This window comes from Streptomyces sp. NPDC058195 (genome assembly GCF_042883525.1).
Lineage (GTDB): Bacteria > Actinomycetota > Actinomycetes > Streptomycetales > Streptomycetaceae > Streptomyces.
The window spans coordinates 1-22,548 of record NZ_JBHVVM010000040.1 but is presented as its reverse complement, the minus strand read 5'-3'; the positions used below and the strand labels follow the sequence as shown (position 1 = coordinate 22,548).

Genomic DNA, 22,548 nt, shown 5'->3' with positions numbered 1-22,548 from the left:
CGACGAGCGGGACACCCTCGTACGCCCGGGCGATTTGCCACGGGCGGGTCTTCCACTCCGGCCAGCCGTGCCCCGGGTGAATCAGCGGGGTCATTGACCCACTCCCGTCTGCGGGCCAGCCGTGTGCGGGACCGCGTGAGCGGAGGCATACGGGGCCCCGGCGGGGGCGACGGGGTGCGTGCTCGTTGCCGCCGCGCGCAGACGTACGCGTGTCTCGTCCGCTGTCAGAGCAGCCGTGAGGGCGCCGTTGACGAGGCCGCCCAGACGGGCTTCCGCGGCGGGACCGGCGTCGTACACCGCGGACCCGTCGGCCTCGGTGATGTAGACCCAGAGGTCATCGGCGGAAGCGGGGGCGGAGGCGGGGACGATGAGTTCCGTGAGGGGGCCGGCCTCCCGGCGCAGGTGGGTATGCGGCAGCAGACGCAGCTGGACACGGTCGTCGTCAGCAGCGGCCAGCAACCGCTGGAGCTGCGCGCGACGCAGTTCCGGATCGCGGGGCAGCCGGCCCAGCACGGACTCGTCCGTGATCACTGTCGTGTCCGTGCCGATGATCCCGGGGCGCGGGATCCCGGCACCGAAACCACCGAGTGGCGAGGTGTGGTCCGGCTCCCGAAGGAACCCGGGAAGCTCCCGGGTGTAGAGGACGGCCGCTGTCGCGCGGTGCTCGAGCGCGGCAAGACGGCCCTGCCAGCCCGAGCCGGTGTCCACCACGCTCTCGCCGGCCACCAGGTCGGCATCGGCCGCGGCCTGGAGGAAATCCACGAGGCCCCTGCACACCTGCTCCGGCATGTTGTATGGGCCGGTGAGCAGGGCTGTGATCTCGTCCAGGCCCAGAGCGTAAGTGCCGTTCTCGGCGCCGAGGAGCTTCCCGCGTGTCAGGGCGGCCTTCTTGCAGACGGCCGCGACGCCGAGCTCGCGGGACATCCGCAGACTGCGCAGGTAGACGCCGGCGATGAACAGGCCGACCGAGGAGCCGGTGCTCGTCGGGGAATAGGCGGTCCGGTGCGGGGCAGCAGCGCCCGGGTGCGCGTGCCGGAGGGGCTGATGGGCTGTCACGATTGTCTTTCTCTCTGGGAAACAGATGGGGCCGGTGGCCTCCCGGGGGTAGGACGGGAGACCACCGGGGGCGCGGGGCGCGCCTGCCTTTCCGGCCTCGTGGTGCGGCACGTGGCCTGGCCGCACGGCCGGAAAGGTTCCCCGGGGAGGCTGTGTCCGTCATGCGGACCCAGCGTGGTCGGGGTAGTCAGCACAAGGCGTCGGCGTGCTGAAGGATGACCGCGTACGCGTGCGCCTGGTCCGGCGAGGGGTAATCGGCTGCGCATGCGATACCGGGGTTGCGGATGAGCCAGGAGGAGTGGTCCGGCTGCTTGAGGAGATCGCGTACCTCCGCGGCGGTTCGCGGCCGGTTGGGCAGTCCGGCCTTGGTGTAGAGCCTGGCGGCGGCCTCGGCCGAGCCGTCCGGGCACAGGTCCGCGGTGGCGTGGGTGAGGGAGAGGACACTGCCGGGCGGTGCCAGCGCGAGGACGGAGGACACGATCTCGCGGGCGGCGGCGGAGAGGAATTGGTCCAGGACGCTGTGCAGCAGGAACGCGGTGGGCTGCTCGAGGTCGAGGTCGGAGGCCGTAAGGGCATGACGGATCTGACCGGTGTCCCGCAGGTCCGCTCGCCTGAAGCCGTGGCTCTGGAAGACGTCGGGCAGGAGGCCCGGGCCGTGCTTGATCACGTACGGATCGGCGTCGATGTGGAGGACCTTGAAGTCCAGGCCGAGGGACGCGGCGGACGCGACGGTGTGGGGGAAGCGCCGGCTGGGCGTCGGCAGGCCGCTGCCCAGATCGACGAACTGCCTGTAGCCGAGGGCTCGGAGGACTCGGATGGTGGCGTGCGCGTAGGTACGGGCGGCCTCCAGGGAATTCCCGGCCCAAGGCGCCACCTCAAGTACGCCAGCACCCAGACCACGGTCGACGGGATGGTAGAGGCCTTCGCCGTCGAGCAGCCAGTGGATGATTCTGGCAGTCGACGGCGCGATGCCCGTCACAGCGCGGTCCATCGCCGACATGAGGGTCGTCACGCGTGGGCTCTCTTCTTGTGTGAATGTTGGGCCGGTGGTTCCCCGGGACGTAGGAGGGGCCGGGGAACCACCGGGGCGGACACGGCTGGTCTGGTAGGTCAGCGGGGGGCGTCGGGGTGGACCAGGATGGCCGCGTAGGTGCCGCTGGTATGTGCGGGGGCGGGCGTGCGTGTGTGGGTGGCGTGGTAGGCGGCCGCGGCTGTGATGCCGGGGGCGCGGATGTGCCAGGCGCGGTGGGCTGGTGGTTCGAGGAGGCCGCGTATCTCCGTGGCGGTCCGTAGCTGCATGGGCAGTCCGGCCGTGGTGAAGCAGCGGGCGGCGGTCTCGGCCGAGCCGTCCGGGCACAGGTCCGCGGTGGCGTGGGTGAGGGAGAGGACACTGCCGGGTGGTGCCAGGCTGAGGACCGGGGTCACGATCGCGCGGGCGTCGGCGCCGGAGGGGATCTGCTCGAGGACGTTGTGCATCAGGAAGGCCGTGGGCTGTGCCGGGTCGAGGCCGTGGAGCGGGAGTTCCCGCAGGATCTGGTGCATGTTCCGCAGGTCCGCGTGCAGGAAGCGGTGCCGGGTTCCGTCGGGCAGGAGGCCAGGGCCGTGCCGGATGACGTACGGGTCCGCGTCGATGTGGAGGACGGTTGCGGCTGGGCCGGCGGACACGGAGGTGGGCGGCAGACGCGGGTTGGGGGTCGGCAGGCCGCTGCCCAGGTCGACGAATTGCTTGATTCCGCGGCCGGTGAGCATGCGGACGGTGGTGTGCGCGTAGCGGCGTGCGGTCTCGACGGCGGTTTCGAACCAGGGTGCCGCCTTGAGTATGCCGGTGCCCAGGAGCCGGTCGGCGGGGTGGTGATGGTGTTCTCCGCCGAGGAGCCAGTGGGTGAGCCGGGCACTGGACGGTGTGATGCCCGCAGGGACGCCGAGGCCCGTGGGGGCGGTGAGGGCGGGGGCGTTCACGGCCGGGCTCCTTGGGCGGGTGTGGTTGTGGTGAGGGCGGGGCGGTTCATGCGCGGGCCTCGTTCAGGCGGGCGGGGAGGGTCTGGACGGAGTTGGAGATCAGGGACGGCACGGGCACCAGGGAGTCGGGCGGTGCGGCGAGGGACAGGCCGGGGAAAGCGGTGAACAGGGCTTCGAGGGCGACGGCGGCTTCCATCCGCGCGAGGGGGCCCCAAGGCAGACGTGGGGGCCGCCGCCGAAGGCCAGGTGCCGTTCCTGGACGCGGGTCAGGTCGAACTCGTGTGCGTTGGCGCCGTGCTGGGCGGTGTCGCGGCCGGCCGCGCTGTAGGGGGCGAGGACGGCTTCGCCGGCGGGTATTGTCACGCCGCCTATGCGAAGGTCCTCGGTGGGGTAGCGGGCAAGGAAGTTCCCGATCGGCGCGTCCCAGCGCAGCGTCTCCTCGACGACGACGGGCCACACATCGGTGTCGGAGTTCAGGGCGAGGCCGAGCTGGTCGGGGTGGGTGAGCAGGGCGCGCAGCGCGTTGGTGATGAGGCTGAGGGTGGTCTCGTGGCCGGCGGAGATCATCAGCCAGAGGGTGCCGGTCAGTTCGGTGTGGCTGAGGATGTCCGGGTTGTCGGTCTGGGTGGAGATCAGGGCGCTGACGAGGTCATTGCCCGGCGTCGTGCGGCGTTCCTCGACGACGTGGTCGAGGAGGGCGTAGATGAGGTGCTGGGTGGAAATGACCTCGTCGGGTGAGGCGGTGGTGTCGAAGATGCTCTGGACCAGGTGTCTCATCTGGGGCCGGTGGTGGCCGGGGATGCCGATGACGTCGCAGATGACGGCCATGGGCAGGGGGTAGGCCAGGTGCGCGCGCAGGTCGACGACACCGTCCGGGCCGGCGTGGCGGGGCAGTTCGCGGACGAGCTGGTGGGCGAGGGTGGTGATCTGCGGGCGCATGGCCCTGACGCGTTGGGGTGTGAGGACCTGGGTGACGGCTCTGCGCAGGCGGTGGTGGCCCTCGCCGTCGGCGGTCACCATGTTGGTGACCTTGACCATGCCGGTCAGCGGCCAGTCGTCGGGGATCCGGCCGGTGCGCAGGGCCGTCCACCGGTGCCAGTCCTTGCTGACCGAGTTGCTGGCCACCAGTTCGTGGAGGAGGCGGTGCGTGGTGACGGCCCAGCCTTCCACCTCGCCGGGCAGGATCACCTTCACGACCGGTCCGAGCTCGCGCAGCCGTGCGGCTTCGCCCTGGTGGTCCTTGCCGGTCGGGTCCAGGCGCAGGACAGGGACGTGCGGTGCAGTGCGGTGTGATGCTGTCATGGTCTACCTCCGGTGCACGGTGCGAGAGCGGGCGGACTGGTTGGTCGGTTCAGGTGGTGGGGCTGGTGGTCGGGGTGAAGCCCACGGGCAGGGATGCCAGGTGGCGCATCCAGGGGGACGGGGCGGTCGATTCGGTGCCGGTGAGCCGGATGCCGGGCAGTCCGTGCAGGGCCTGTTCGACGGCGGTCCGGGCGATCAGCCGGGCTGGTGTCTCGGCCGGGCACCGGTGCGGGCCCGCGCTCCATCCGAGGTGGGAACGGTTCCCGATCTCCCGTTCCATGCCGGCGGGGTGGATCCGCGGATCGGCGTTCGCGGCGGCCAGGCCGAGGATCAGGGCGTCGCCGCGGGCGATCCGCCGCCCGCCGAGCTCGGTGTCCATCAGGGCGTAGCGGGCGGGGAAGTGGGTCATGGGCGGGTCGCGCCACAGGACGTCGTCCAGGGCGTCGTCGATGCCGAGGCGGCCACCGCGCAGCCGGCTTTCGAACCGGGGGTCGGTCAGCATGAGCCACAGGGCCCGGGAGATCCAGGCAGAGAGGGTCTGCTGTCCGGCGGAGATGAGCACGACGAGGGACTGCAGGATCTCGCTGTGGGAGCGCAGGTCGGGGTGCTGGACCAGGGCGGTGGCCAGGTCCTTTCCCGGGGCGGCCCGGCGGGCGTGTATCAGCTGGGCGAGGATGGCTTCGAACTGTTGGTTGCCCTCCTGGGAGTCATCGGCCGACCCGAACAGCTTGGCGAGAGCTGCCAGCAGGTCCTGGCCTTCCTGCGGGTTGAGGCCGGACATCTCGGCGAGCGCGAGGAGCGCGACGCTCTGGGAGTACTCACCGACCAGGTCCGCATGTCCGCGGTGCCGGAACACCTCGATGCGTTCGCGGCACGTGCGTTCCACCGCCCGGCGTACCTGGCGGTGGTCGACGGCGGCCAGGGCGGCGTCCAGCGGGCGGCGTAGGCGCCGGTGCTTGGGACCGTCGGCGCCGATGACGTTGTCGCGGTAGAACATCATCGGCCCCAGCCCGGAATCGGGTTTGACGACGCCGTTGATCCAGTCCGCCCAGTTCCGTGCGTCGCGGCTGAAGACCCGCTCGTTGCGGACGAGCGCCCGCAGCTCCTGGTGCCCCATCACCAGCCAGGCGTTCACGCCCGGCTCGAGCTCAACACGGGCCACTGGCCCCCACTCATCCCACAGTTGGGCGTAGGTGTCCGGAAGGCTGGTGCTGGCGGTGATGCCGGACAGCGGGAGCGGCCGGCCGGCCGTGTGCGCGAGGCAGGCCAAGGGCGGGGTCGTCATACGGTCTCCTGGACAGAAGGTGCGGACAGGTCCGAGCCGAGCGCGTGTTGCACGAGGGTGATGAGGGTGTTTACCGACGACTTCCGGTCGGTGGCCGCGAACTCCACCACGGGCGTCCCGGGTAGCAGGTCCAGTGCTGCCAGCAGCTCCTCGGGGGTGTGCTTCTGTGTGGTCGGGAAGACGTTGACCGCCACGATGAACGGCAGCTTGTGCACCTCCAGCTCGCCGATCACGTCAAAGCTGGCTGCCAGGTCACGGGTGTCGACCAGGACGACCACACCTATGGCCCCCTCGGCCAGGCCCTCCCACATTTTCCAGAAGCGCTGCTGCCCCGGCGTGCCGAACACATACAGAACGGTGGTGTCGCTCACCGTGATGCGCCCGAAGTCCATCGCGACGGTCGTGTGGGTCTTCGCCGGGCTGCTGGGGGTGTCGATTCCGACGCTCGCGACCGTCATCGGCTCCTCGGTGCGCAGCGGGGTGATCTCGCTGACGGACCCCACCAGAGTCGTTTTGCCGACACCGAGCGGACCGGCAATGAGGATCTTGACCGCGCTGGTCGTCGTCGCGGGAAGTCCGGAGCGGTCAGAGTTTCTGGAGACCATGCAGCACCTCAAGCAGCAGATCGCGGTCGGCGGCGTCAGCCTTGGGGATGGGCTCCCGCCAGCTCAGATGGTTGGAAACGACGAGGTCAGCGGCCAGCACACTGACGACACTGACCGGCAGCCCGAGCAGGGCTGCGGCCTCCACGAGGGAATGCATCCGGGAGCACAGCTCGAGCAGCTGCCGCGTCTGACGGCTCGCCGTCGGCGGCAGCGGAGCGGTTGACCCCGTGGCGACCAGCAGCGCCTCGACACGGAGCAGGCGTCCCTCGGCACGGCCACCCGTGAGCACATAGGGCCGTAGGGGGTGGTCCTGGTAGCCCTCCCCGACGTCAGCCATGCTCGGGGACAGGGGTCCTGGCGCGCGATGTCATCGCAGCGCCCACCTTCTGCACCTGCTCCTGCATGAACTGGGCGATCAGGCCCGGGTCGACCTCCGGACCAGTGACCACGGCGAGCACGGCCGACCCCTTGACCGGCCGCAGGAAGATGCAACCGTCCGTGATGCTGATCACCTGATGGCCCGGACGTGCGTCCACGAGAGCGCCGTCCTCAGGAACGGCGGGCGACGAGTACTCGCGGGCAAGCGCCTTTGCCAGGGACTGCAGCCCGGAGACCGACGCGGCGGTCCGTTCCGCCAACTCCCTGTTCGTGGCGGAGCAGTGAGCCTTGACCAGGCCGTCGCTGGTGACGAGCACGGTGTGACGTACACCCGGCAATTCCGGAATCGGTCCCAGCAGCCAGTCCGGATCATTCACGTGGTCCGTCGATGCCGTCATGTCAGTACCCCTTCGGTCCGTGCGTGTCACTGGAATCCGCAGCCGGCTCTCCGGGCGCGAAGTAGTTCTTCATCCACTCGCCGGCCGCCGCGGGCGTCTCGTCCGACGCCGTGACAGCCTCCGGCGCGGCGGTCTCCTCCACCTGTGCCGCCTCACCGCGGCGCGAACGCCGCGTGGGAAGCCCTCCCGAACGCGCGTGCCGGCCACGACCATCAAGGTCCCCGGGCTGCTCGTTCGCGGCACGCGTTTCCAGGCCCCTGCCATTCGTTGCCGTCCCGGCAGGGACACTGAGCGGCAGTTCCGTCACCAGGCGCTCGGGAATCCGGACCACCGCCCGCAGCCCCCCGTACACCGACATCTGCACATCGGCGTGCAGGCCCAGCCGGCGCACGTACTCACCAACCACGGCCAGGCCCATCTGCGGCACCTCGCCCAGATCCGCGATCCCACGCCGGACATTGCCCGACACCACCGCGCTCATCTCGGCCAGCTGGTGCTCAGTCACACCATCCCCGCAGTCGTCGATCTGGATGATCGCCCCCTGCTGCACCGTGGTGACCTGGACCATCACCCGCGAGGAGGGCGGCGACGACTGGGCCGCGTTCGCCAGCAGCTCGGCCACCATGTGAATCAGGCCCTCGGCCGCCTCCGCGACAACCCCCACGGTCTGGTCCCCGACCACATCGACGCGGGAGTACGGCTCGATGCGCCCGCTGCCCGCCCGGGCCACATCCACCAGAGCCAGCGGCGACGTCCACTGCTGACCGGGAGCCTCACCGCACAGCACCGTCAGACTGGCCGCCTGACGGGCCTGCTGCGCGGCCAGATGGTCAAGACGCATGCACGCCTCTGTCACAGACGGATTGCCGGGGTTCTCGTCACTCAACCCGGCCACGCGCTGCTGCGACCGGTGCGCGGCCGCCTGGACCCGCCGCGCCAGAGCGACCACGGCGAGCCGGACCGTCTCCAGGTCCGCGGCCTCCTTCCCGGCGGCCGCCGCCAGTTCGAGAGCCTGCCCGACCACCGCGGCGACCTCCTCATCGGCGACGGCGCTGCTCCCCGCGACCGCGACCTCCCCGCGCAGGGCCGCTGGCAAGTCCACATCCACCAGCTGACGCAGCGCCCGCAGCAGACCCTCGTGCCGTACCCGCGCCTTGTGTGCCTGCTTCTCCTCCCACACCAAATCCTCGCGCCGCTTCGTTTCCGCGGTGTCGGCCCGGTCCTTCTCCTGCTGCCGGGCTTCCTCCGCTTCGGCCAGGGCGCGCACAGCCTCTGCTCTGGAGCGGCTCAGTCGCACCACGAAAACCAGCACGCCCGCGAGGAGGACGCTGAGGGTGGCTATCTGAATCGTCATGGATCTCTCGTCATCAGTCAGAATCCTGAACGGACATACGTCTCGTCATCTCGTCGCCGCGGCTCCGGCTCTCGTGATCAGGCGCAGCGTGCCTCGCTGACCGGACATCTCCCGTCGCGGACCGCGGGCGACCGCCGCAGGGCCATCGCATGGTGCAACCCATGGCCCAACCGGTCCCCGTCGGTCGTCGCCGCGCTATTACCGCGGCTGTGCGAGGTGATCCAGAAGCGTGAAGGGCACGCGGGCGGGCAGCTCGAACCGAGAGCCAGAGTGTTGAGGGTGGCGCTGGGGCGGCATTCGGAGCCGGGGGCCGTCCACCGCCCCGCGGTCCCCAGGGGGACCGGAACGAGCACGGTGCTGTGCTGGCGGCAGACCAGGCACGGGCCGACCCGCGCGCCGGTGTCCAGCAGATATCTGAGCGCGGGGAGCGCCACGCCAAGGCCGATCCGCACCGCGTCGAACTCCGGCGGTACACGGACCGGGGGCTCCTTGCCGAACCCCACCGTCACACCCGGCAGGAGCATCTGCTGGACGGGCATGCGCTGGCCGACCACACCGGCCGGTCGGCCCGTCCCCAGCAGATCGTCGGTGAGGTCGAGTACGGGCAGAACACTCATGCCGCACTCGCTTCCCGCTCGGTCCCGGCCAGCCGGACCGCGCTCAGGACGGCGCTGAGATGCGAATAGGCCTGGGGAAAATTGCCCAGCCCCCGCCCAGCGACCGGGTCGTACTCCTCGGCCAGCAGACCCACATCGCTGCGCAGCTCCAGCAAGTGCTCGAACAGGGCCTGTGCCTGGGCGCGTCGGCCGGTGAGGACGAGCGCGTCGACCAGCCAGAACGAGCACAGCAGGAACGTCCCCTCGTCCCCGGGCAGACCATCGGCGCCGGCCTCGGGCCCGGCAGTGCGGTAGCGGTGCACCAGGCCGTCGGGCGTGGCGAGCTCCCGCATGACCGCGTCGACCGTGCCGACCACCCGGGGGTCGTCCGGCGGCAGGAACTCGACCGCGGGTATCAGCAGCAGCGCGGCGTCCAGCTCCCGCGACCCGTAGGACTGGGTGAACGTGTTCCGCTCAGGGTCGAAGCCCCGCGCACACACATCCGCGTGGATCTCCGCGCGCAGCGCCATCAGCTCGGCAAGGTCCATCTCCAGGACCCCGTCCTCCACCAAGCGCACCGCCCGGTCGACCGCGACCCACAGCATCACCTTGGAGTGCACGAAGTCGCGCCGCCCGCCGCGCACCTCCCAGATCCCGTCGTCGGGCTCCCGCCAGTGCCGCCGGACGTAGCCGACCAGCCGTTCAATCAGTACGGCCGATTCGTCGCACCGCGCCACACCACGCTCGTGAGCTGTGAACAGTGTCTCGACGACCGCGCCGGGCACATCCAGCTGGAGCTGGTGAACCGCACCGTTGCCAATCCGGACCGGACGCGAGTTCTCATACCCCGGCAGCCAGCACAGCTCCCGCTCGGCCATCTCCCGCTCACCGCCGACCCCGTACATGATCTGGAGCCGCTCCGGATCACCGGCCACCGCCCGCAGCAGCCACCGCCGCCACGCCTCGGCCTCCTGCCCGTACCCGGTGAGCAGCAGAGCGGACAAGGTGTTCGCCGAGTCACGCAGCCAGCAGAAGCGGTAGTCCCAGTTCCGCACACCGCCGATCTCCTCCGGCAGCGACGTCGTGGGCGCGGCGACGATCCCGCCGGTCGGCGCGTACGTCAGGGCCTTCAGCGTGATCAGGGAACGGACCACCGCCTCGCGGTAGGGCCCCTCATACGTGCACTGCGCGACCCAGCCCCGCCAGAACTCCTCCGTCGCCGTAAGAGCCGCGAAACCGTCAGGCAGATCGGGAGCCCCGCGGTGGGAGGACTGCCAGCCGAGAGTGAAGACCAGCCGATCGCCCGCGGCAACGGTGAAGGCGCTGCGCACCGTTCCGTCCTTCTCCGTGCTCTCCGCCTCGGCAGGGATGGCAAGCCAGAGTGCGTCGGGGCCGCTGACCGCGACTGTGCGCCCGTCGGACTCGTAGATCCAGGGCAGGTGCTGCCCGTACCCGAATCGTGGGCAGTACTCCGAGACCATGTCCACGCTGCCGGACACACCCTCGATGATCCGGATGGCCTGCGGCGTCCCGTCGCGGGGCGGCATGAAGTCAGTGACGCGGACCGTGCCGTCAGCGGTCTCCCACTCGGAATCCAGGATGAGGGAATCGCCGCGGTACCGGCGCCGGTCGGCGTACGGCGCCGGCGCGCCCTCCATGACGAAGGGGCCTATCCGCCAGAAGCCGTGATCCTCGGCACCAAGCATCCCGGCGAATACTGCGTCGCCATCGAACCGCGGCAGGCACAGCCAGTCCACCGAACCGTCACGACAGACCAGGGCAGCAGTCTGCATGTCTCCGATGAGCGCGTAGTCCTCGATACGGCGGTGCATGGGATTCCGATCTGAGCTTGGGAGAGCCCGGAACACCGGGCGGATCGCGAAAGAATGGATGAGGAGTCACCGGGGCCGCGGCGGCAAACAGCGGTTGCTGCCGCCGCGGCCCCGGTGGCCGTCTTGAGAGACGGCCGGGAGCCCGTTTACGTCGTCCTGGCGGAGGACAGCGGCGGGAAGGCCCCCTGGCGGGAGATCTCGGACGATGCACCGACAGATGCGGGGGCAAGAGGCGGGGACGGAACGCAGGCGCCAGCGTGCAGGCGAAGCGCGTCGGCCAGGCATGGACGGAGGGATGGCCCCCCGGGCAGAGGACAGGGTGCGGAGTCCTGGGTACTCCAGGGAAATGTGTCCCAGCGCAGCCCGGTCGTGGGAGGCAGTGCCAGCGACTCGCCGGGGCCCGCTGCGACGGTCACGGAATCCGCCAGATCGGACAGCGGCCGTCCGGTCCCCGCTTCGACGAGGAGGACGACGTGACTCGAGTCCGCGACCAGGCAGGGCACAGGTCCCAGTTTTTGGCGGCCGAACAGGACCATCGCCTCCATGCCGACGGCGTGCGGCACCGTGACGGCATCGAAGGCCGAGCAGTACGTGGCCAGCTGGGTGTTGGGGTCCGTCGTCAGTTCAGCGATGGCTCGGTCTGCAGACACGATCGAATTCTCGACGCGGAGTAGCCAGTTCAGGACCTGTTCGTAGGCGGTGACCAGCGCCTGAGTGTCCCTGGCCAGCGGGGGCCATTTCGCATAGGAATTCACCGATTCCTCCTGTCAGCACATGCGTCGAACCCGGGCCGGAGAGCGAAGCGCGGTATTCCCAGGGCTCTCAGACACACGCGCGTTCCTCGGAAGGCTCTGCGTCCGTGGAGATAGCGATAGTTGTCGAGCAGGTATCCCTGTCCCGGAGACAAGGCAACGACCCGCTGGCTGGCTTCGATGGCTTCGCGAAGGCGCGGCAGACAGTGCTGCACCACCGGGTTGAACTGCGCGAGCGCGTCCTGCCGGAATCGAACGGAAATCCGACCGCCGGGGTGGTGAGTGAATATCCGCGACGGACGTCCTCCACCATCGCCGTAGTACGCGACACCCGGCCGGCTCATGAGTTCCACAGCCTCCGGGTACCTACGGGACAGGAACGCGTGCACGTCCCGCCCATCGGTCAGGACCACTTCCCCTCCACTGTCCGGCTGCTCCAGACAGACCAGCAGCAGGAGCCGCGGCGGCTCGCCCATACTCGACCCCTCGGTGTGCGCGGCAAGGTCACCGCACCCCAGACCCGCCAGACCGGGCAGCTGCGCTCGTTCTCCGATGTCCTGGATCACCGTCAGACCGTCGGGACCGCTGTCACGGTGCTGCACCAGGGTCATGAACCGGCGGGAGAACGAGAGAACGGCTTCCTGGGAGCACAGACCGCCGACCATGACCAGACCGCGTTCGCGCAGCAGATCGACAACCGCGTCATTGCCCGGGACTATCGGCTGCTCCCGGAGGGACTGAAGTCCGGCAGGACGGGCACACGTCAGCACAGCGGTACTCCTCGGAGAGTCGGACACAGAGTGATCAGAGTCGGAGGGAAGCCGGGCCTGGTAAAGCGACAGATTGTCGACTCGGACAATCCGGGCGCGCGTTCCGCAGCCGCAGCAGTGACCTGTTACGGTCCGGGGGACCGATCCGCTCGCCGCCCCCAGGGGATCTGCATGTCGTACCGACCCTCGCTCTGGCCGGTCTCGGTCAAGGCCGTGGCCCTGGACCACAACGCGCGCGTTCTCCTGCTGCACAACGAGCGGGACGAGTGGGAACTGCCCGGCGGGCGCCTGGAGATCGGCCCGCCGACCGGATCGAACCCCGCCGACCACAGCCCCGAAGCGACCGTCGAACGGGAACTGCTGGAGGAGACCGGCTGGAAGGTAAGAGCCGGAAGCCTCCTGGACACGTGGATCTACGAACCGCTTCCCGGACGCAGAGTTTTGATCCTCACCTACACCTGCACAGTCCTCACGCCAGACCAGATCCCTGTCGTCAGCCACGAGCACTCGCGCATCGGCCTGTTCAGCGAACACGAAGTGCCCGCACTGACCATGCCTGACGGCTACAAGAGGTCCGTCGCCGCGACCTACACCGCCCGCAAGAAGTAGCCGCGCATGCCCACGCACCGCAACAGCAGCCCCCAAAAGCTGCAGCCCTCGCACCGGTACACGGCCTGGCAGTGGGCCACACCGGAAGCCCAGCGCGTCCTCGCCAGCCGCGACCTCGCGGCGATCATCCGCTTCCACCGCCGCGTCAGCGGCCAGAGCCAGGCTGAGACCGGCGCCCTCCTCGGCTACGACAAGACATACGTCTCCGCGATCGAGCTGGGCAAACGCCGCCTCAGCGATGTCGCCGCGCTGCGCCACATCGCCAGCCGCCTCGCGCTGTCCCCCCACGTCCTGGGCGTCACCGACCTCACCGACACTGACTTCCAGGCGATGCTCCAGTTCGGTCAGTCCACCGTCCGCCTTGCCGAGCTCGCACGCCAGACCGGACACGCCTCTGAAGCCGTCGACGAGCTGTGGCCGCTCGTCGCCCGCCTGGAAGCCCGCGCCCGCGACGGGCACACCGAGCGAGAAGCACTCCGACTGCTCGCCGACGCCCGCCTCGGGCTCGGCACCGCCCTGGGAAACGTCCTTCCCGAAGAGCGCCTTGCCACCGCCGCCCACTGGACGGCCAAAAGCCTCGGCGTTGTCGGATACCTCGACGACCCCGTGCTGACCACCACAGCTCTGCGTATGCACGGCAACGAACTCCGCAAAGCCGGCCTCACCGGCGGCGCCGTCAGTCGCCTTGCCAGAGCCGCGGCCCTCGCTCCCAACCCCGTAAGCCGGGCTGCGGTCCTGCCGCTCCTCGCCCGCGCTGTCGGCGACCTCGGCAACATGCCGCTGTTCGACCGGACCGTCCAGGAAGCGAAGACACTGCTCGACCAGGTCGACCACACCAGCCTCGTCAACCCCGTAGCCCTCCACGAGATTGAGCTGAGGGGCCTGCTCGGCACCGGCCGCACCCGGGCGGCCATACGTCACGCCGAGCGAGGGGCACCAGCACCTACCACGGCAATCGCACCGCAATGGCGCGTCATCGAGCTCATCACCACCGGAAAGGTCCGCCTGCTCGGCGGAGACCGCCAGGGAGCCGCCGAACTGCTCACCCAAGCGGTAAAGGAGGCCCGTGCCCAGCGACTCCCGCACCAACTCCAGCGGGTCGTCCGAACGAGCGCGGCCGCCCTGCCGGAGGTCAACCACACAGCCGCCCAGGCCCTGTCCCAGCTCCGAGCCGAGATCTCGGCCTAGCGGACGTGCTACATACCCGAGCACCGCTACCCCTCCCGCAGCTGCGGAGCCACCAACGTCGCCGTGGGGCGGCGCGGCGCGATGGCCCGACCGTCGGGCAGCAGCTCCCCGGTGTCCTCGAAGAGGACGACGCCGTTGCACAACTGGCTCCAGCCCTGCTCGGGGTGGTGCGCAGTCAAGCGGGCGGCGTCACGGTCACTGGAGTCGGCGGCGGGGCAGGGAGGGAAATGCCGGCACATGGAGAACGTCCTTACATGGAGGAGCGGCTACACGACGCGGTGGACGGGCATGAGCGGCCTCGTCGTAGGCGGGGCTCCATAGGGTGTGCTGGAGCGGAGCCGAGAGAGCGGGACCAATCGTGGCCAGGTCCTGATGGAGAAAGCTAGGGACCGGGACAGCGCGTAAAGCTGCAGCAGCTATCCATCGCGAACTCCCCGGAGTCGCGACTCTTCCGCCGACTCTGAATGATCGCCCGCTCGCTCCCCGGCAATCTCTCCGAGCACGAACTCGAGGCAATGATCGGTAGGCAGGGAGGTGTCGACAGCAATCTTCGGTTCCGGGATCAGCTCCGCCAACTCGTCCCGACCCCCGACCGGGGCCTCGTGGTCATTTGCTTGCTCGGCACGCTGGGCAGCCACCACATCAGGACAGACGCACTCGACGATGTGCAGCGGGTGACCGATGCCGGCCGCGAACCTGCGCAGCGACAGGACATCTCGTCTGCGTGTCAAGGGGCGGCCGTCGAGCACGATCACAGCTCCCGGCTGGCTGTCGAGCTGCCATGCTGCGGCCTGAAGGAGCCACTCGTACAGCCTGTCGTTCAGCTCGGGTGAGGCCGTGGCCAGCTCCGGGAAGAGCGCCCGCTGCAGGGCCACCCTGTCGAGCAGGATGCCGGGCATAGCGTTGGCCAGCATCCTTGCCAGGGTGGTTTTGCCGGTGAGGGGGCGACCGCCCAGGGCGACGATCATGCACTCTCCTGTCAGCACCGAGGTTTCAGCCGCAACCCGCCCACGCTGATGTGCGTAGCGACTCGGGTAGCTCGGGCAGGTCTGTCGGCGGAGTCTGAAGGCAGCGGAGGAAGACTCCAGAGAATCCCGGTCGGCCCGGCCACCGTGCGGCGACGCCTTCTGCAACTGCCGGTTCAACAATGCCGTCAACGCGTTCAACCTCCCGGATCTGAGTGACGGATGCCGTGCCCTCTGGTTCAGGTACGGCATCCGCACGCTCACGGACCGGGACGACAACTTCCGGTTGATGAGCGGCCTCTTGAGCTTCTGAGGTCTGCAAGGGTTGCCTTGCGCCCGCCGCCGAGCAACAGTGACGATTCACTGATCAGTCACTTTGAAGGAGAGAGATCACTGATTCAGTCACTGATTCATGGTGAAGTCACTGATTTTCGAGGATTGTTGCCGGGCAGCCACTAGTCTTCTGGGCAGCGGTCCTGACAAGGAGGTTTGATGGAGCGCACACCTCATAGTCTGTCTTGCGCGAAGCGGCTAAGAGTGGATCTGACTCGCCAGGGTGAGCCCTTCAGCGAGATCGCGCAGACCATCCATGACCACTGTGCTGTGTCCCGCCTGCGTGCGCACCGTCTTGCCCGCGGCCTGACGCTGAAGCTTGCTGCTGGTGGATTGAACGCTCTTGCAGCGGGACGCAGGGATTGCCCCCGAGTGGACGGTGACCAGTTGGGGCATTGGGAGACTGATCGCCACCAGCCACGTCCGGCGACGGTCAGGCTTCTGTGCGAGTTCTACGAGTGCACGCCTCAGAACCTGGGGCTTGGGCACGCAGCGGGTTTCGCGCCTACTTCGTCCCCGGTCTTGGTTCCGACAGGACAGCACCCAACGCTGGCAGCAGTCACCCAGGATTCATTCGCCGGCGACTCGCTGGAACAGCAAGTCGATGCAGCTCGACGCTTGGTGGACCGCACCTTAGCGGTGGGAACCGTCACGGCGACCCAACTCGACCTGCTCGATGAACAGGTATTTTGGTCCCGAGAACAGTACGTCTATACACCGCCTGCACCGATGATCAAGAATCTCCTTGGCCACCTGTCGGAGGTTGAGCACCTGGCTGGGCATCGGCAGCCAGCCGCGGTTCAGGTCTGGCTGTCTGAACTGACGGCCGTGCTCTCCACTCTCATGGCCGATGCCCTCATGAAGCTGGGGCACCTCACCAGATCCCAGAGCTGGTATGCCACAGCGCGTAACGCCGCAGACGACAGTGGCAATGCGGAGCTTCGAGCCCGAGTTCGAGCACAGGCCGCCATGCTTCCGTTCTACTACGGGCCCCTGGAAGCTGCAGTGACTCTCTCCCGGGAGGCGCGGATCATCTGTCGCGGCCGCCCCAGCGCGACCGCGGCCTTCGCCTCTGCGGCGGAAGCACGCGCCCTGGCGAAACTGGGAGATGTTGAGGGTGCGGAAGCGGCCCTACGGAACGCTGCCATCGCTTTTGAGCAGAGCGGGGCTGGCGGACCAATCGACAATGACGCCTTCGGCTTCCCGGAGAGACGATTCCGGCTCTACGAGAGTGGGACTTTGACCGCTCTTGGCCGGACCAGGCAAGCTCGGCGCGTCCAGGAGGCGGCGCTCCTGCTCTACCCGAGAAGGACCGGGATCGATCCGGCACTGCTCAACTTCGAAGCAGCCCTGTGCTTGGCGCATGACCGGCACCCAACCGAGGCATGCCAGCTAGCGAGTGCTACCTACCTCAGGATGATCCCCGAGCACCGCACGTCGATCGTGGAGGAGCGGGCCCGTGAAGTCATCGGAGCCCTGCCGCCTGGTGCGCAAGCAAGCAGTGCGGCACGGGAACTTCGCGAGATTCTCGCTCTGCCACCCGGGCAGATGTGACAGCAGCAGGTATTGTCAGCGAGCCTGGGCTCATGAAACACACGTCTCTAGCTCCTGGCGGATTTTCGCAGTCTGAAATGCACCAACTCCTGAAGCGAGGGTGCATGACCGTTGGCCTTGACTCCTCTGACGCTCGATTGCTCCGAGGGCACACCAATGCGGTCATTCTCCTCGAAAGGGAAAAGGTTGTTGTCAAGATCGCAAGGCGCGGATCCCGCGTAGACGACGTGACGCGTACGGTCGCGTTCGTTCGCTGGCTTCTGGAAGCAGGATTCCCCACCGTTCCCCTGCACCCGGTCGACCAGCCCGTTGTTGTTGACCAACACGCCATCACCTTCTGGGAATACCTGCACCAGCCGTCCCATCCAGTCGCCGCTATACAACTGGCCAAGCCCCTTCTTGCACTTCACACGCTGCCTACGCCACCTGTGACGCTGCCTGCCCATGACAACATTTCGGCAATCCGGCGGTCGATCGAAGCGATCACGTGCCTTCCCGAGGAATCGCTGATCTTCCTCGCTAAGCATGCTGACCGGCTTGAGTCGGACCTTCAGGCAGTGAGATTCGAGCTCCCGGGAGGGATAATCCAAGGCGATCCGCAGCATCGGAATGCCCTCCATGTCGGAAATGGTGACGCCGTACTCTGTGACTGGGACACCGTGGCAAGCGGGCAACCGGAGTGGGATCTAGTCACTGTGGAAGTTCATTGTCGGCGCTTCGGATATGGTGAATCACATCATTCGGCTTTCGCCGAGACCTACGGCTGGAACGTCACGAACTGGTCAGGTTTCGAGACACTGTCCGCGATCCGTGAGCTACGGATGATCACAACGAATGCCCGGAAAGTTCACCATTCGCCAGGTAGCCTCCAGGAAGTTGCGCGGCGCGTAGACGGCCTTCGCTGTCAAGACAGGTCTCTGCAATGGAACATTCTCTAATGAGCTCACAAAGGGTAGATGTGGCCCTCCGTCGGACCAGGGCGGAGGGGGCGAACGAGGCTACCCAAGTCAACTGATCAGCGAACTGGCCAATCTTTCAGGGGGCTGGCAACACTCCCTCGGCGACGAGAGCTCCGCCCACGCGCAGATACAAGACAGCGTGGACACTCGCGAACCGCGTCGACCACAACGGGCTCAAGGCCTGGACCCGGGGCACAGCAGCACTCATCGCCGAGTGGTCCGCCCACCCCCACTCAGCCGTCAACCACACCAAGGGCGCCCTCGAGAACGCTCCCACAGGCGAGTCCCGCGTACGAATCGCCGCCATCCAGGCCCGGACAGCGGCCCGCATCGGGAACCGCGACCTCGCCCTCAGCTCCTTGAACACAGTGCGCCTCGCTCGAGAGCAGCAGCCCGCGACCGCAGACCAGCACCTCGACCAGTTCGGGGGAATCCTCTCCTTTCCCACAGCGAAGCAGCACTACTACGTGGGCGGAACGTACACCCTCCTCGGGGAATACAAGGAGGCAGAAAGGTACGCCCAGGAAGCGATATCCGCTTACGAGAACGGCCCGGCTCACGAGCGCTCGTACGGGGACGAAGCCCTCGCCCGAATTGACGTCGTCAAGTCCAGAATCGCTACCAACCAGCTCGAAGGGGCGGCCGAGGAGCTCACCAGAATTCTTTCAATGCCCGCAGATCTCCGCATCCGGCAGCTTGCGGCACCGCCTTCCTCTACATCACCCACGACATCGCGAGCGCCCGCCACCTCGGCGCCCGGATCCTCGTGATGTACGCGGGACAGGTCGTCGAGTCCGGGCCCGCGGGCCCCGTCGTCGACCGGCCCGCCCACCCCTACACCGACCTGCTCATCGGCTCGGTTCCCGACCCGCGCCGCGCCGCGGTCCCCGTCAAGCGGGCCCGCGCCGGGGCCGCCGCCACCGGGTGCCCGTTCGCTGCCCGCTCGCCGTGGACCGCTGCCGCACCGAGGAACCCGGCGCCACCGAGGTCGCGGACGGCCGCTGGAGCCGCTGCCACCGGGCCGCCGACCAGTACGCAATGTCCCCGGAGGTGACCGCGGTATGAACGCCCCACGGATGCGGGTCGGCGTCTGCGGACGCAAGTTCCCCGGCGCCGAACGGCTCGGCCCCGAAGGGGTGCTGGCCGCCACAGGCCGGCTCGGACACGCCGGAGTCTTCTTCCGGCAGATCACCGACATGAGCCCGGACCTCGACCCGGGCCGCCTCGCCGACCTGCGGGCGCGGGCCGACGCCGACGGGCTCTACCTGGAGGCCGGTCTCGGCAAGGTCAACCCGTACAACATCTCCGAGGAGACCGCCGTACGCGATCTCGGCGACGGCGACCACCTGCTCGGGATGACCCGGATGATCGAGGCCGCGGCGGCCGTCGGCATCACCGACCTCTGGGCCGACACGGCCAACTACCAGCGCCACAGCTGGGGCCTGCGCGCCGTCGACCGGTTCCGCACCGATGTCACCTGGAACGAACAACTCGCCGCGATCGAGCGCTATTTGAGACGTCTCGCGCCCGTGCTGCGGGCCCACGGCTGCCGGGTCAACCTGGAGACCCACGAGGAGATCACTACCCACGAGGTGGTGGCGCTCGTGGAGGCCGTCGGCCCGGACGCCGTCGGCGTCACACTCGACCTCGCCAACGTCGTCGTCCGCGGCGAGGACCCCGTGGCTGCGGCCCGCCGCGTCGCCCCCTACACCCACCAGACCCATATGCGCGACGTCGTCCTCGCCTTCACCGACGCGGGCATGGAGCGCCAGATCCGGGCCTGCGGGGACGGAGTGATCGACTTCGCCGCCGTGCTCGACGCCCTGGCCGCACACCGGGCCGACGGGCCGCCGCTGAACCTGACCATCGAGAACACCATGGCCCGCGACTGGAACGGCATCCCGCTCCACGACCCGCGCTGGCAGGCCGCCCACCCCGACCTCCCGATGTCCGACCTCCTCGAACTCGTCCGCCTCTGCGACCTGTCCGAGGAGCGCATGCGGGCCGGCAAGACGCCCGGCCTCGACGCCTACTACCCCGAACCGCCCACCGAGGACTGGGCGCTGGACTTCATCCGCCGCTCAGCCGACCACCTCACCGCCCTGCAGACCGCACCGCAGCCCACCAAAGCCACCGCAACACCCGCTCAGAAGGAGCCGTCTTGACCTCCCGCACCGCCGCCGCCCCCCGCCCGCTCCAGATCATCGTCGTCGCCGCCCACCCGGACGAGCCCGAGGAGTACGCGGGCGGTCTTGCCGCCGCGTACGCCGAGGCCGGACACCACGTCAAGTTCCTCACCCTGACCAACGGTTCGGCCGGCCACTCCATTCTCGGAGCCGCCGAACTCGTCGCCCGCCGCGCCCGCGAGGCCCACCTCGCCGCCGAGCGGCTCGGCGTCGCCGAGTACGAGATCTACGACGACGTCGATGACGGCTCCCTGGTGCCGACGCTCGACCTGCGCATACGCGTCATCCGCTCGGTGCGCCGCTGGCGGGCCGACGTCGTCGTCGGCTTCCACCCCGACGGCGGCGGCCACCCCGACAACCGCGCGGCCGGCCGGATCCTCGCCGATGCCATGCACTTCACCGAGCTGAACAACGTCCTGCCCGCTGTCCCCGCCCTGCCCAAGGCCCCGCTTTACCTGCTGATGCCGGACTACGCGACCGCGGAGCAGCACCGCCACGACATCGCCCTCGACCTGGCCCCCGTCCTGGAGCGCAAGCTGCTCGGCTGCGACGCGCACGCCAGCCAGTTCTACGAGTTCTCCTCCCACGGCCAGGAGCGATCCGTGCCGCCCGCCGACGACTGGGACGGCCGCCGCGCCTACATCCTGGAGCACTGGAGCCCCTGGTTCGAGGCGAGCGAGGGCATGCGCGACGCGCTCACCGCCCGGTACGGGGAGAAGCGGGCGGCGCAGGTCGCGTACGCCGAGTCCTTCCAGTTTGCCCCCGGCAGGCGGGCGTTCGCCCCGGACGAGCTGGCGGCGCTGCTGCCGCCGGTCTCGCAATGACCGGCCTCATCCCCCGGCCCGTGCACACCGCGTGGGCCGGGGGCACCGGGCCCCGGCCCCGCCGGGTCGTGGGGGAAGGGGCCGAGACCGCGGCCCGGCTGCTCGGGCTCGACACCGACGGGCGGGGTGTCGCGCCGGGCGCCGGGGCGGGCGGCCGCATCGAACTGCGACTCGACGACCGTGCCGGGGCTGGCCCCGAGGCGTACCGGCTCGTGTCCGGCACCGACGGGGTCACCATCACCGCCGGCGGCCCCGCTGGACTGCTGCACGGGGTGCGCACGCTCGCGCAGCTCGGCGAGGCGCCGCCCCTCGGCGAGATCAGGGACGCGCCCCGGTACGCGTACCGCGGCGGCATGCTCGACGTCTCCCGACACTTCTTCGACGTCCCCCAAGTCCTGTGCTACATCGACTTGTTGGCCGCATACAAGTTCAACCACCTCCACCTCCACCTCTCCGACGACCAGGGCTGGCGCATCGCCGTCGGCGCCCTCCCGCGCCTCGCCAAGGTGGGCGGCGCCGACGGGCACTACAGCGCCGCGGACTTCCGGCGGATCGTCGCGCACGCCGCGGCGCACCACATCACCGTCGTGCCCGAGATCGACCTGCCGGGCCACACGAACGCCGCTCTCACCGCGTACCCCAACCTGGCGGTGCCCGGCGAGAGCGGCCACCTCCCGTACACCGTCCAGGAGGTGGGGCTGAGCCAGGTGGACACCGGATCGCAGCGCGTGTTCGAGTTCGTCGACACCGTGGTGCGGGAACTGGCCGCGCTCACCCCCGGGCCGCTGCTGCACGTGGGCGGTGACGAGGCGCTGCGCATCGGGGCCGAGGACTACGCCCGCTTCATGCGACGGGTTGGCGACATCGTACGCGCCCACGGCAAAAGGCCCATGGCCTGGGACGAAGCCGCCCTCGCCGGACCCGACACCGTCGACGTCGTCCAGGTGTGGCGCCCGCGCGGTCACGGCGGTGCCGCGGTCGAAGAGGCGGTCCTGGCTGCCGCGCGTGGCGGGGCCCGGCTCGTGATGTCCCCAGCCGACCGCGTCTACCTGGACATGAAGTACAACGGCGACACACCGCTCGGCACCGACTGGGCCGCGCGGATCGGCTTGCCCGACGCGTACGACTGGGATCCGGCCGGCTATCTGCCCGGCCTCCCGGACGGCGCGATCGTCGGGGTCGAGGCCCCGCTGTGGACCGAGACCCTCACGACGAGCGCCGAACTCCAGCGCATGTTGCTCCCGCGGCTGCCCGCCGTCGCCGAGGTGGCCTGGTCGCCCCAGCAGGACCGAGACTGGGCCGACTTTGCGCGCCGCGTCGCCAGTCACGGCCGATGGTGGACCGGGCAGGGACTGGCCTGGACGCCGGTGGGAGAGGTGGCCTGGGACACCGCCGTGTCCTGACGGTTCCGGACGCCCGAAGACCGCCGCATACGTATCCTTCCGGAGAACCAGAGCTACCAGCAGATCGCTGCGGTGCTCGACACCGGGATCATGGGCGCCACGATGGCCGGCGCCGTCACAACACCACTCACACCAAGATCCGTTGCCTAAGTGCTGTCCCGTAAATGATCTACGGCATGCTGGTTGATCAGCGTTGTTTCCCGGTCATCCGGCGAGGGTGAGGTTGTGGAGGCGAGCGAT

The 22,548-nt window shown here is 69.0% G+C and carries 24 protein-coding genes; 9 read left to right on the top strand and 15 right to left on the bottom strand.

Features of this window, described 5'->3' with window-relative positions:
* Positions 1–90 precede the first annotated feature (90 nt).
* From ACFVWY_RS32855 to ACFVWY_RS32795, 13 genes are all read right to left on the bottom strand, one after another.
* Positions 91–1,056, bottom strand: a complete 966-nt coding sequence (locus tag ACFVWY_RS32855; protein ID WP_389878572.1) for a Scr1 family TA system antitoxin-like transcriptional regulator — start codon at positions 1,054–1,056, stop codon at positions 91–93.
* Between the two features lie 187 nt (positions 1,057–1,243).
* Positions 1,244–2,068: an SAM-dependent methyltransferase gene (locus ACFVWY_RS32850; protein WP_389878571.1), complete on the bottom strand. Its 825-nt coding sequence runs from the start codon at positions 2,066–2,068 to the stop codon at positions 1,244–1,246.
* Positions 2,069–2,166: 98 nt separating this feature from the next.
* The gene (locus tag ACFVWY_RS32845; RefSeq protein WP_389878570.1) at positions 2,167–3,015 is read right to left on the bottom strand and encodes an SAM-dependent methyltransferase; all 849 of its coding nucleotides are present in this window, start codon (positions 3,013–3,015) and stop codon (positions 2,167–2,169) included.
* A gap of 99 nt (positions 3,016–3,114) precedes the next feature.
* Positions 3,115–4,317 (bottom strand): cytochrome P450, encoded by a 1,203-nt coding sequence (locus ACFVWY_RS32840; protein WP_389878569.1) that lies wholly within the window; start codon positions 4,315–4,317, stop codon positions 3,115–3,117.
* A 49-nt stretch (positions 4,318–4,366) separates the two neighbouring features.
* Positions 4,367–5,602, bottom strand: a complete 1,236-nt coding sequence (locus ACFVWY_RS32835; protein ID WP_389878568.1) for a cytochrome P450 — start codon at positions 5,600–5,602, stop codon at positions 4,367–4,369.
* Complete coding sequence (locus ACFVWY_RS32830) at positions 5,599–6,207, bottom strand: ATP/GTP-binding protein (RefSeq protein WP_389878567.1); 609 nt, start codon at positions 6,205–6,207, stop codon at positions 5,599–5,601. The genes ACFVWY_RS32835 and ACFVWY_RS32830 overlap by 4 nt, the downstream gene beginning before the upstream one ends.
* Positions 6,188–6,544 (bottom strand): DUF742 domain-containing protein, encoded by a 357-nt coding sequence (locus ACFVWY_RS32825; protein ID WP_389878566.1) that lies wholly within the window; start codon positions 6,542–6,544, stop codon positions 6,188–6,190. The genes ACFVWY_RS32830 and ACFVWY_RS32825 overlap by 20 nt, the downstream gene beginning before the upstream one ends.
* A complete protein-coding gene (locus ACFVWY_RS32820; RefSeq protein ID WP_389878565.1) occupies positions 6,537–6,983 on the bottom strand; it encodes a roadblock/LC7 domain-containing protein in 447 nt (148 codons plus the stop codon). Before ACFVWY_RS32820 ends, ACFVWY_RS32825 begins: the two co-directional genes overlap by 8 nt.
* Before the next feature lies 1 nt (position 6,984).
* Positions 6,985–8,337, bottom strand: coding sequence for an ATP-binding protein (locus tag ACFVWY_RS32815; protein ID WP_389878564.1), 1,353 nt, complete (start codon positions 8,335–8,337; stop codon positions 6,985–6,987).
* 77 nt (positions 8,338–8,414) lie between these two features.
* Complete coding sequence (locus ACFVWY_RS32810; protein WP_389878563.1) at positions 8,415–8,954, bottom strand: hypothetical protein; 540 nt, start codon at positions 8,952–8,954, stop codon at positions 8,415–8,417.
* On the bottom strand, positions 8,951–10,765 hold the full coding sequence (locus ACFVWY_RS32805) for a glycoside hydrolase family 15 protein (RefSeq protein ID WP_389878562.1): 1,815 nt from the start codon (positions 10,763–10,765) through the stop codon (positions 8,951–8,953). The genes ACFVWY_RS32810 and ACFVWY_RS32805 overlap by 4 nt, the downstream gene beginning before the upstream one ends.
* A gap of 146 nt (positions 10,766–10,911) precedes the next feature.
* On the bottom strand, positions 10,912–11,520 hold the full coding sequence (locus ACFVWY_RS32800) for a hypothetical protein (RefSeq protein WP_389878561.1): 609 nt from the start codon (positions 11,518–11,520) through the stop codon (positions 10,912–10,914).
* Positions 11,517–12,287: a TauD/TfdA family dioxygenase gene (locus ACFVWY_RS32795; protein ID WP_389878560.1), complete on the bottom strand. Its 771-nt coding sequence runs from the start codon at positions 12,285–12,287 to the stop codon at positions 11,517–11,519. Before ACFVWY_RS32795 ends, ACFVWY_RS32800 begins: the two co-directional genes overlap by 4 nt.
* 171 nt (positions 12,288–12,458) lie before the next feature.
* Between ACFVWY_RS32795 and ACFVWY_RS32790 the strand changes: the two genes are divergently transcribed.
* Together ACFVWY_RS32790 and ACFVWY_RS32785 are read left to right on the top strand one after the other, a co-directional pair.
* A complete protein-coding gene (locus ACFVWY_RS32790; RefSeq protein WP_389878559.1) occupies positions 12,459–12,896 on the top strand; it encodes an NUDIX domain-containing protein in 438 nt (145 codons plus the stop codon).
* 6 nt (positions 12,897–12,902) lie between these two features.
* Entirely contained in the window at positions 12,903–14,084 is a 1,182-nt protein-coding gene (locus ACFVWY_RS32785) for a helix-turn-helix domain-containing protein (RefSeq protein ID WP_389878558.1), read from the top strand.
* A 26-nt stretch (positions 14,085–14,110) separates the two neighbouring features.
* Here the strand turns inward: ACFVWY_RS32785 and ACFVWY_RS32780 are convergent, their stop codons facing one another.
* Positions 14,111–14,323 carry a DUF5999 family protein gene (locus ACFVWY_RS32780; protein ID WP_389878557.1) on the bottom strand — a complete coding sequence of 71 codons (213 nt, stop codon included), beginning with the start codon at positions 14,321–14,323 and terminating at the stop codon, positions 14,111–14,113.
* Between the two features lie 177 nt (positions 14,324–14,500).
* Positions 14,501–15,052 carry an AAA family ATPase gene (locus tag ACFVWY_RS32775; protein ID WP_389878556.1) on the bottom strand — a complete coding sequence of 184 codons (552 nt, stop codon included), beginning with the start codon at positions 15,050–15,052 and terminating at the stop codon, positions 14,501–14,503.
* A gap of 489 nt (positions 15,053–15,541) precedes the next feature.
* Here ACFVWY_RS32775 and ACFVWY_RS32770 point away from each other — a divergent pair, with 489 nt between their 5' ends.
* The 7 genes from ACFVWY_RS32770 (at position 15,542) to ACFVWY_RS32740 (ending at position 22,308) form a co-directional block, all read left to right on the top strand.
* A complete protein-coding gene (locus ACFVWY_RS32770; protein ID WP_389878555.1) occupies positions 15,542–16,936 on the top strand; it encodes a helix-turn-helix domain-containing protein in 1,395 nt (464 codons plus the stop codon).
* 32 nt (positions 16,937–16,968) lie between these two features.
* Positions 16,969–17,874: a phosphotransferase family protein gene (locus tag ACFVWY_RS32765; protein WP_389878554.1), complete on the top strand. Its 906-nt coding sequence runs from the start codon at positions 16,969–16,971 to the stop codon at positions 17,872–17,874.
* A gap of 380 nt (positions 17,875–18,254) precedes the next feature.
* Complete coding sequence (locus ACFVWY_RS32760) at positions 18,255–18,665, top strand: hypothetical protein (protein WP_389878553.1); 411 nt, start codon at positions 18,255–18,257, stop codon at positions 18,663–18,665.
* Entirely contained in the window at positions 18,665–18,949 is a 285-nt protein-coding gene (locus tag ACFVWY_RS32755) for a hypothetical protein (protein WP_389878552.1), read from the top strand. Before ACFVWY_RS32760 ends, ACFVWY_RS32755 begins: the two co-directional genes overlap by 1 nt.
* Before the next feature lie 7 nt (positions 18,950–18,956).
* The gene (locus tag ACFVWY_RS32750) at positions 18,957–20,060 is read left to right on the top strand and encodes a sugar phosphate isomerase/epimerase family protein (RefSeq protein WP_389878551.1); all 1,104 of its coding nucleotides are present in this window, start codon (positions 18,957–18,959) and stop codon (positions 20,058–20,060) included.
* Complete coding sequence (locus ACFVWY_RS32745; RefSeq protein WP_389878550.1) at positions 20,057–20,905, top strand: PIG-L deacetylase family protein; 849 nt, start codon at positions 20,057–20,059, stop codon at positions 20,903–20,905. The genes ACFVWY_RS32750 and ACFVWY_RS32745 overlap by 4 nt, the downstream gene beginning before the upstream one ends.
* Entirely contained in the window at positions 20,902–22,308 is a 1,407-nt protein-coding gene (locus ACFVWY_RS32740) for a family 20 glycosylhydrolase (protein ID WP_389878549.1), read from the top strand. Before ACFVWY_RS32745 ends, ACFVWY_RS32740 begins: the two co-directional genes overlap by 4 nt.
* Positions 22,309–22,548 lie beyond the last annotated feature (240 nt).

What these genes read in the sequence shown, in the direction of transcription:
- ACFVWY_RS32840 (WP_389878569.1), bottom strand. Translation starts at nt 4,317, where the DNA reads ATGACAGCATCACACCGCACTGCACCGCACGTCCCTGTCCTGCGCCTG.
- ACFVWY_RS32835 (WP_389878568.1), bottom strand. Translation starts at nt 5,602, where the DNA reads ATGACGACCCCGCCCTTGGCCTGCCTCGCGCACACGGCCGGCCGGCCG.
- ACFVWY_RS32830 (WP_389878567.1), bottom strand. Translation starts at nt 6,207, where the DNA reads ATGGTCTCCAGAAACTCTGACCGCTCCGGACTTCCCGCGACGACGACC.
- ACFVWY_RS32825 (WP_389878566.1), bottom strand. Translation starts at nt 6,544, where the DNA reads ATGGCTGACGTCGGGGAGGGCTACCAGGACCACCCCCTACGGCCCTAT.
- ACFVWY_RS32820 (WP_389878565.1), bottom strand. Translation starts at nt 6,983, where the DNA reads ATGACGGCATCGACGGACCACGTGAATGATCCGGACTGGCTGCTGGGA.
- ACFVWY_RS32815 (WP_389878564.1), bottom strand. Translation starts at nt 8,337, where the DNA reads ATGACGATTCAGATAGCCACCCTCAGCGTCCTCCTCGCGGGCGTGCTG.
- ACFVWY_RS32810 (WP_389878563.1), bottom strand. Translation starts at nt 8,954, where the DNA reads ATGAGTGTTCTGCCCGTACTCGACCTCACCGACGATCTGCTGGGGACG.
- ACFVWY_RS32805 (WP_389878562.1), bottom strand. Translation starts at nt 10,765, where the DNA reads ATGCACCGCCGTATCGAGGACTACGCGCTCATCGGAGACATGCAGACT.
- ACFVWY_RS32790 (WP_389878559.1), top strand. Translation starts at nt 12,459, where the DNA reads ATGTCGTACCGACCCTCGCTCTGGCCGGTCTCGGTCAAGGCCGTGGCC.
- ACFVWY_RS32785 (WP_389878558.1), top strand. Translation starts at nt 12,903, where the DNA reads ATGCCCACGCACCGCAACAGCAGCCCCCAAAAGCTGCAGCCCTCGCAC.
- ACFVWY_RS32780 (WP_389878557.1), bottom strand. Translation starts at nt 14,323, where the DNA reads ATGTGCCGGCATTTCCCTCCCTGCCCCGCCGCCGACTCCAGTGACCGT.
- ACFVWY_RS32775 (WP_389878556.1), bottom strand. Translation starts at nt 15,052, where the DNA reads ATGATCGTCGCCCTGGGCGGTCGCCCCCTCACCGGCAAAACCACCCTG.
- ACFVWY_RS32770 (WP_389878555.1), top strand. Translation starts at nt 15,542, where the DNA reads ATGGAGCGCACACCTCATAGTCTGTCTTGCGCGAAGCGGCTAAGAGTG.
- ACFVWY_RS32765 (WP_389878554.1), top strand. Translation starts at nt 16,969, where the DNA reads ATGAAACACACGTCTCTAGCTCCTGGCGGATTTTCGCAGTCTGAAATG.
- ACFVWY_RS32755 (WP_389878552.1), top strand. Translation starts at nt 18,665, where the DNA reads ATGTACGCGGGACAGGTCGTCGAGTCCGGGCCCGCGGGCCCCGTCGTC.
- ACFVWY_RS32750 (WP_389878551.1), top strand. Translation starts at nt 18,957, where the DNA reads ATGAACGCCCCACGGATGCGGGTCGGCGTCTGCGGACGCAAGTTCCCC.
- ACFVWY_RS32740 (WP_389878549.1), top strand. Translation starts at nt 20,902, where the DNA reads ATGACCGGCCTCATCCCCCGGCCCGTGCACACCGCGTGGGCCGGGGGC.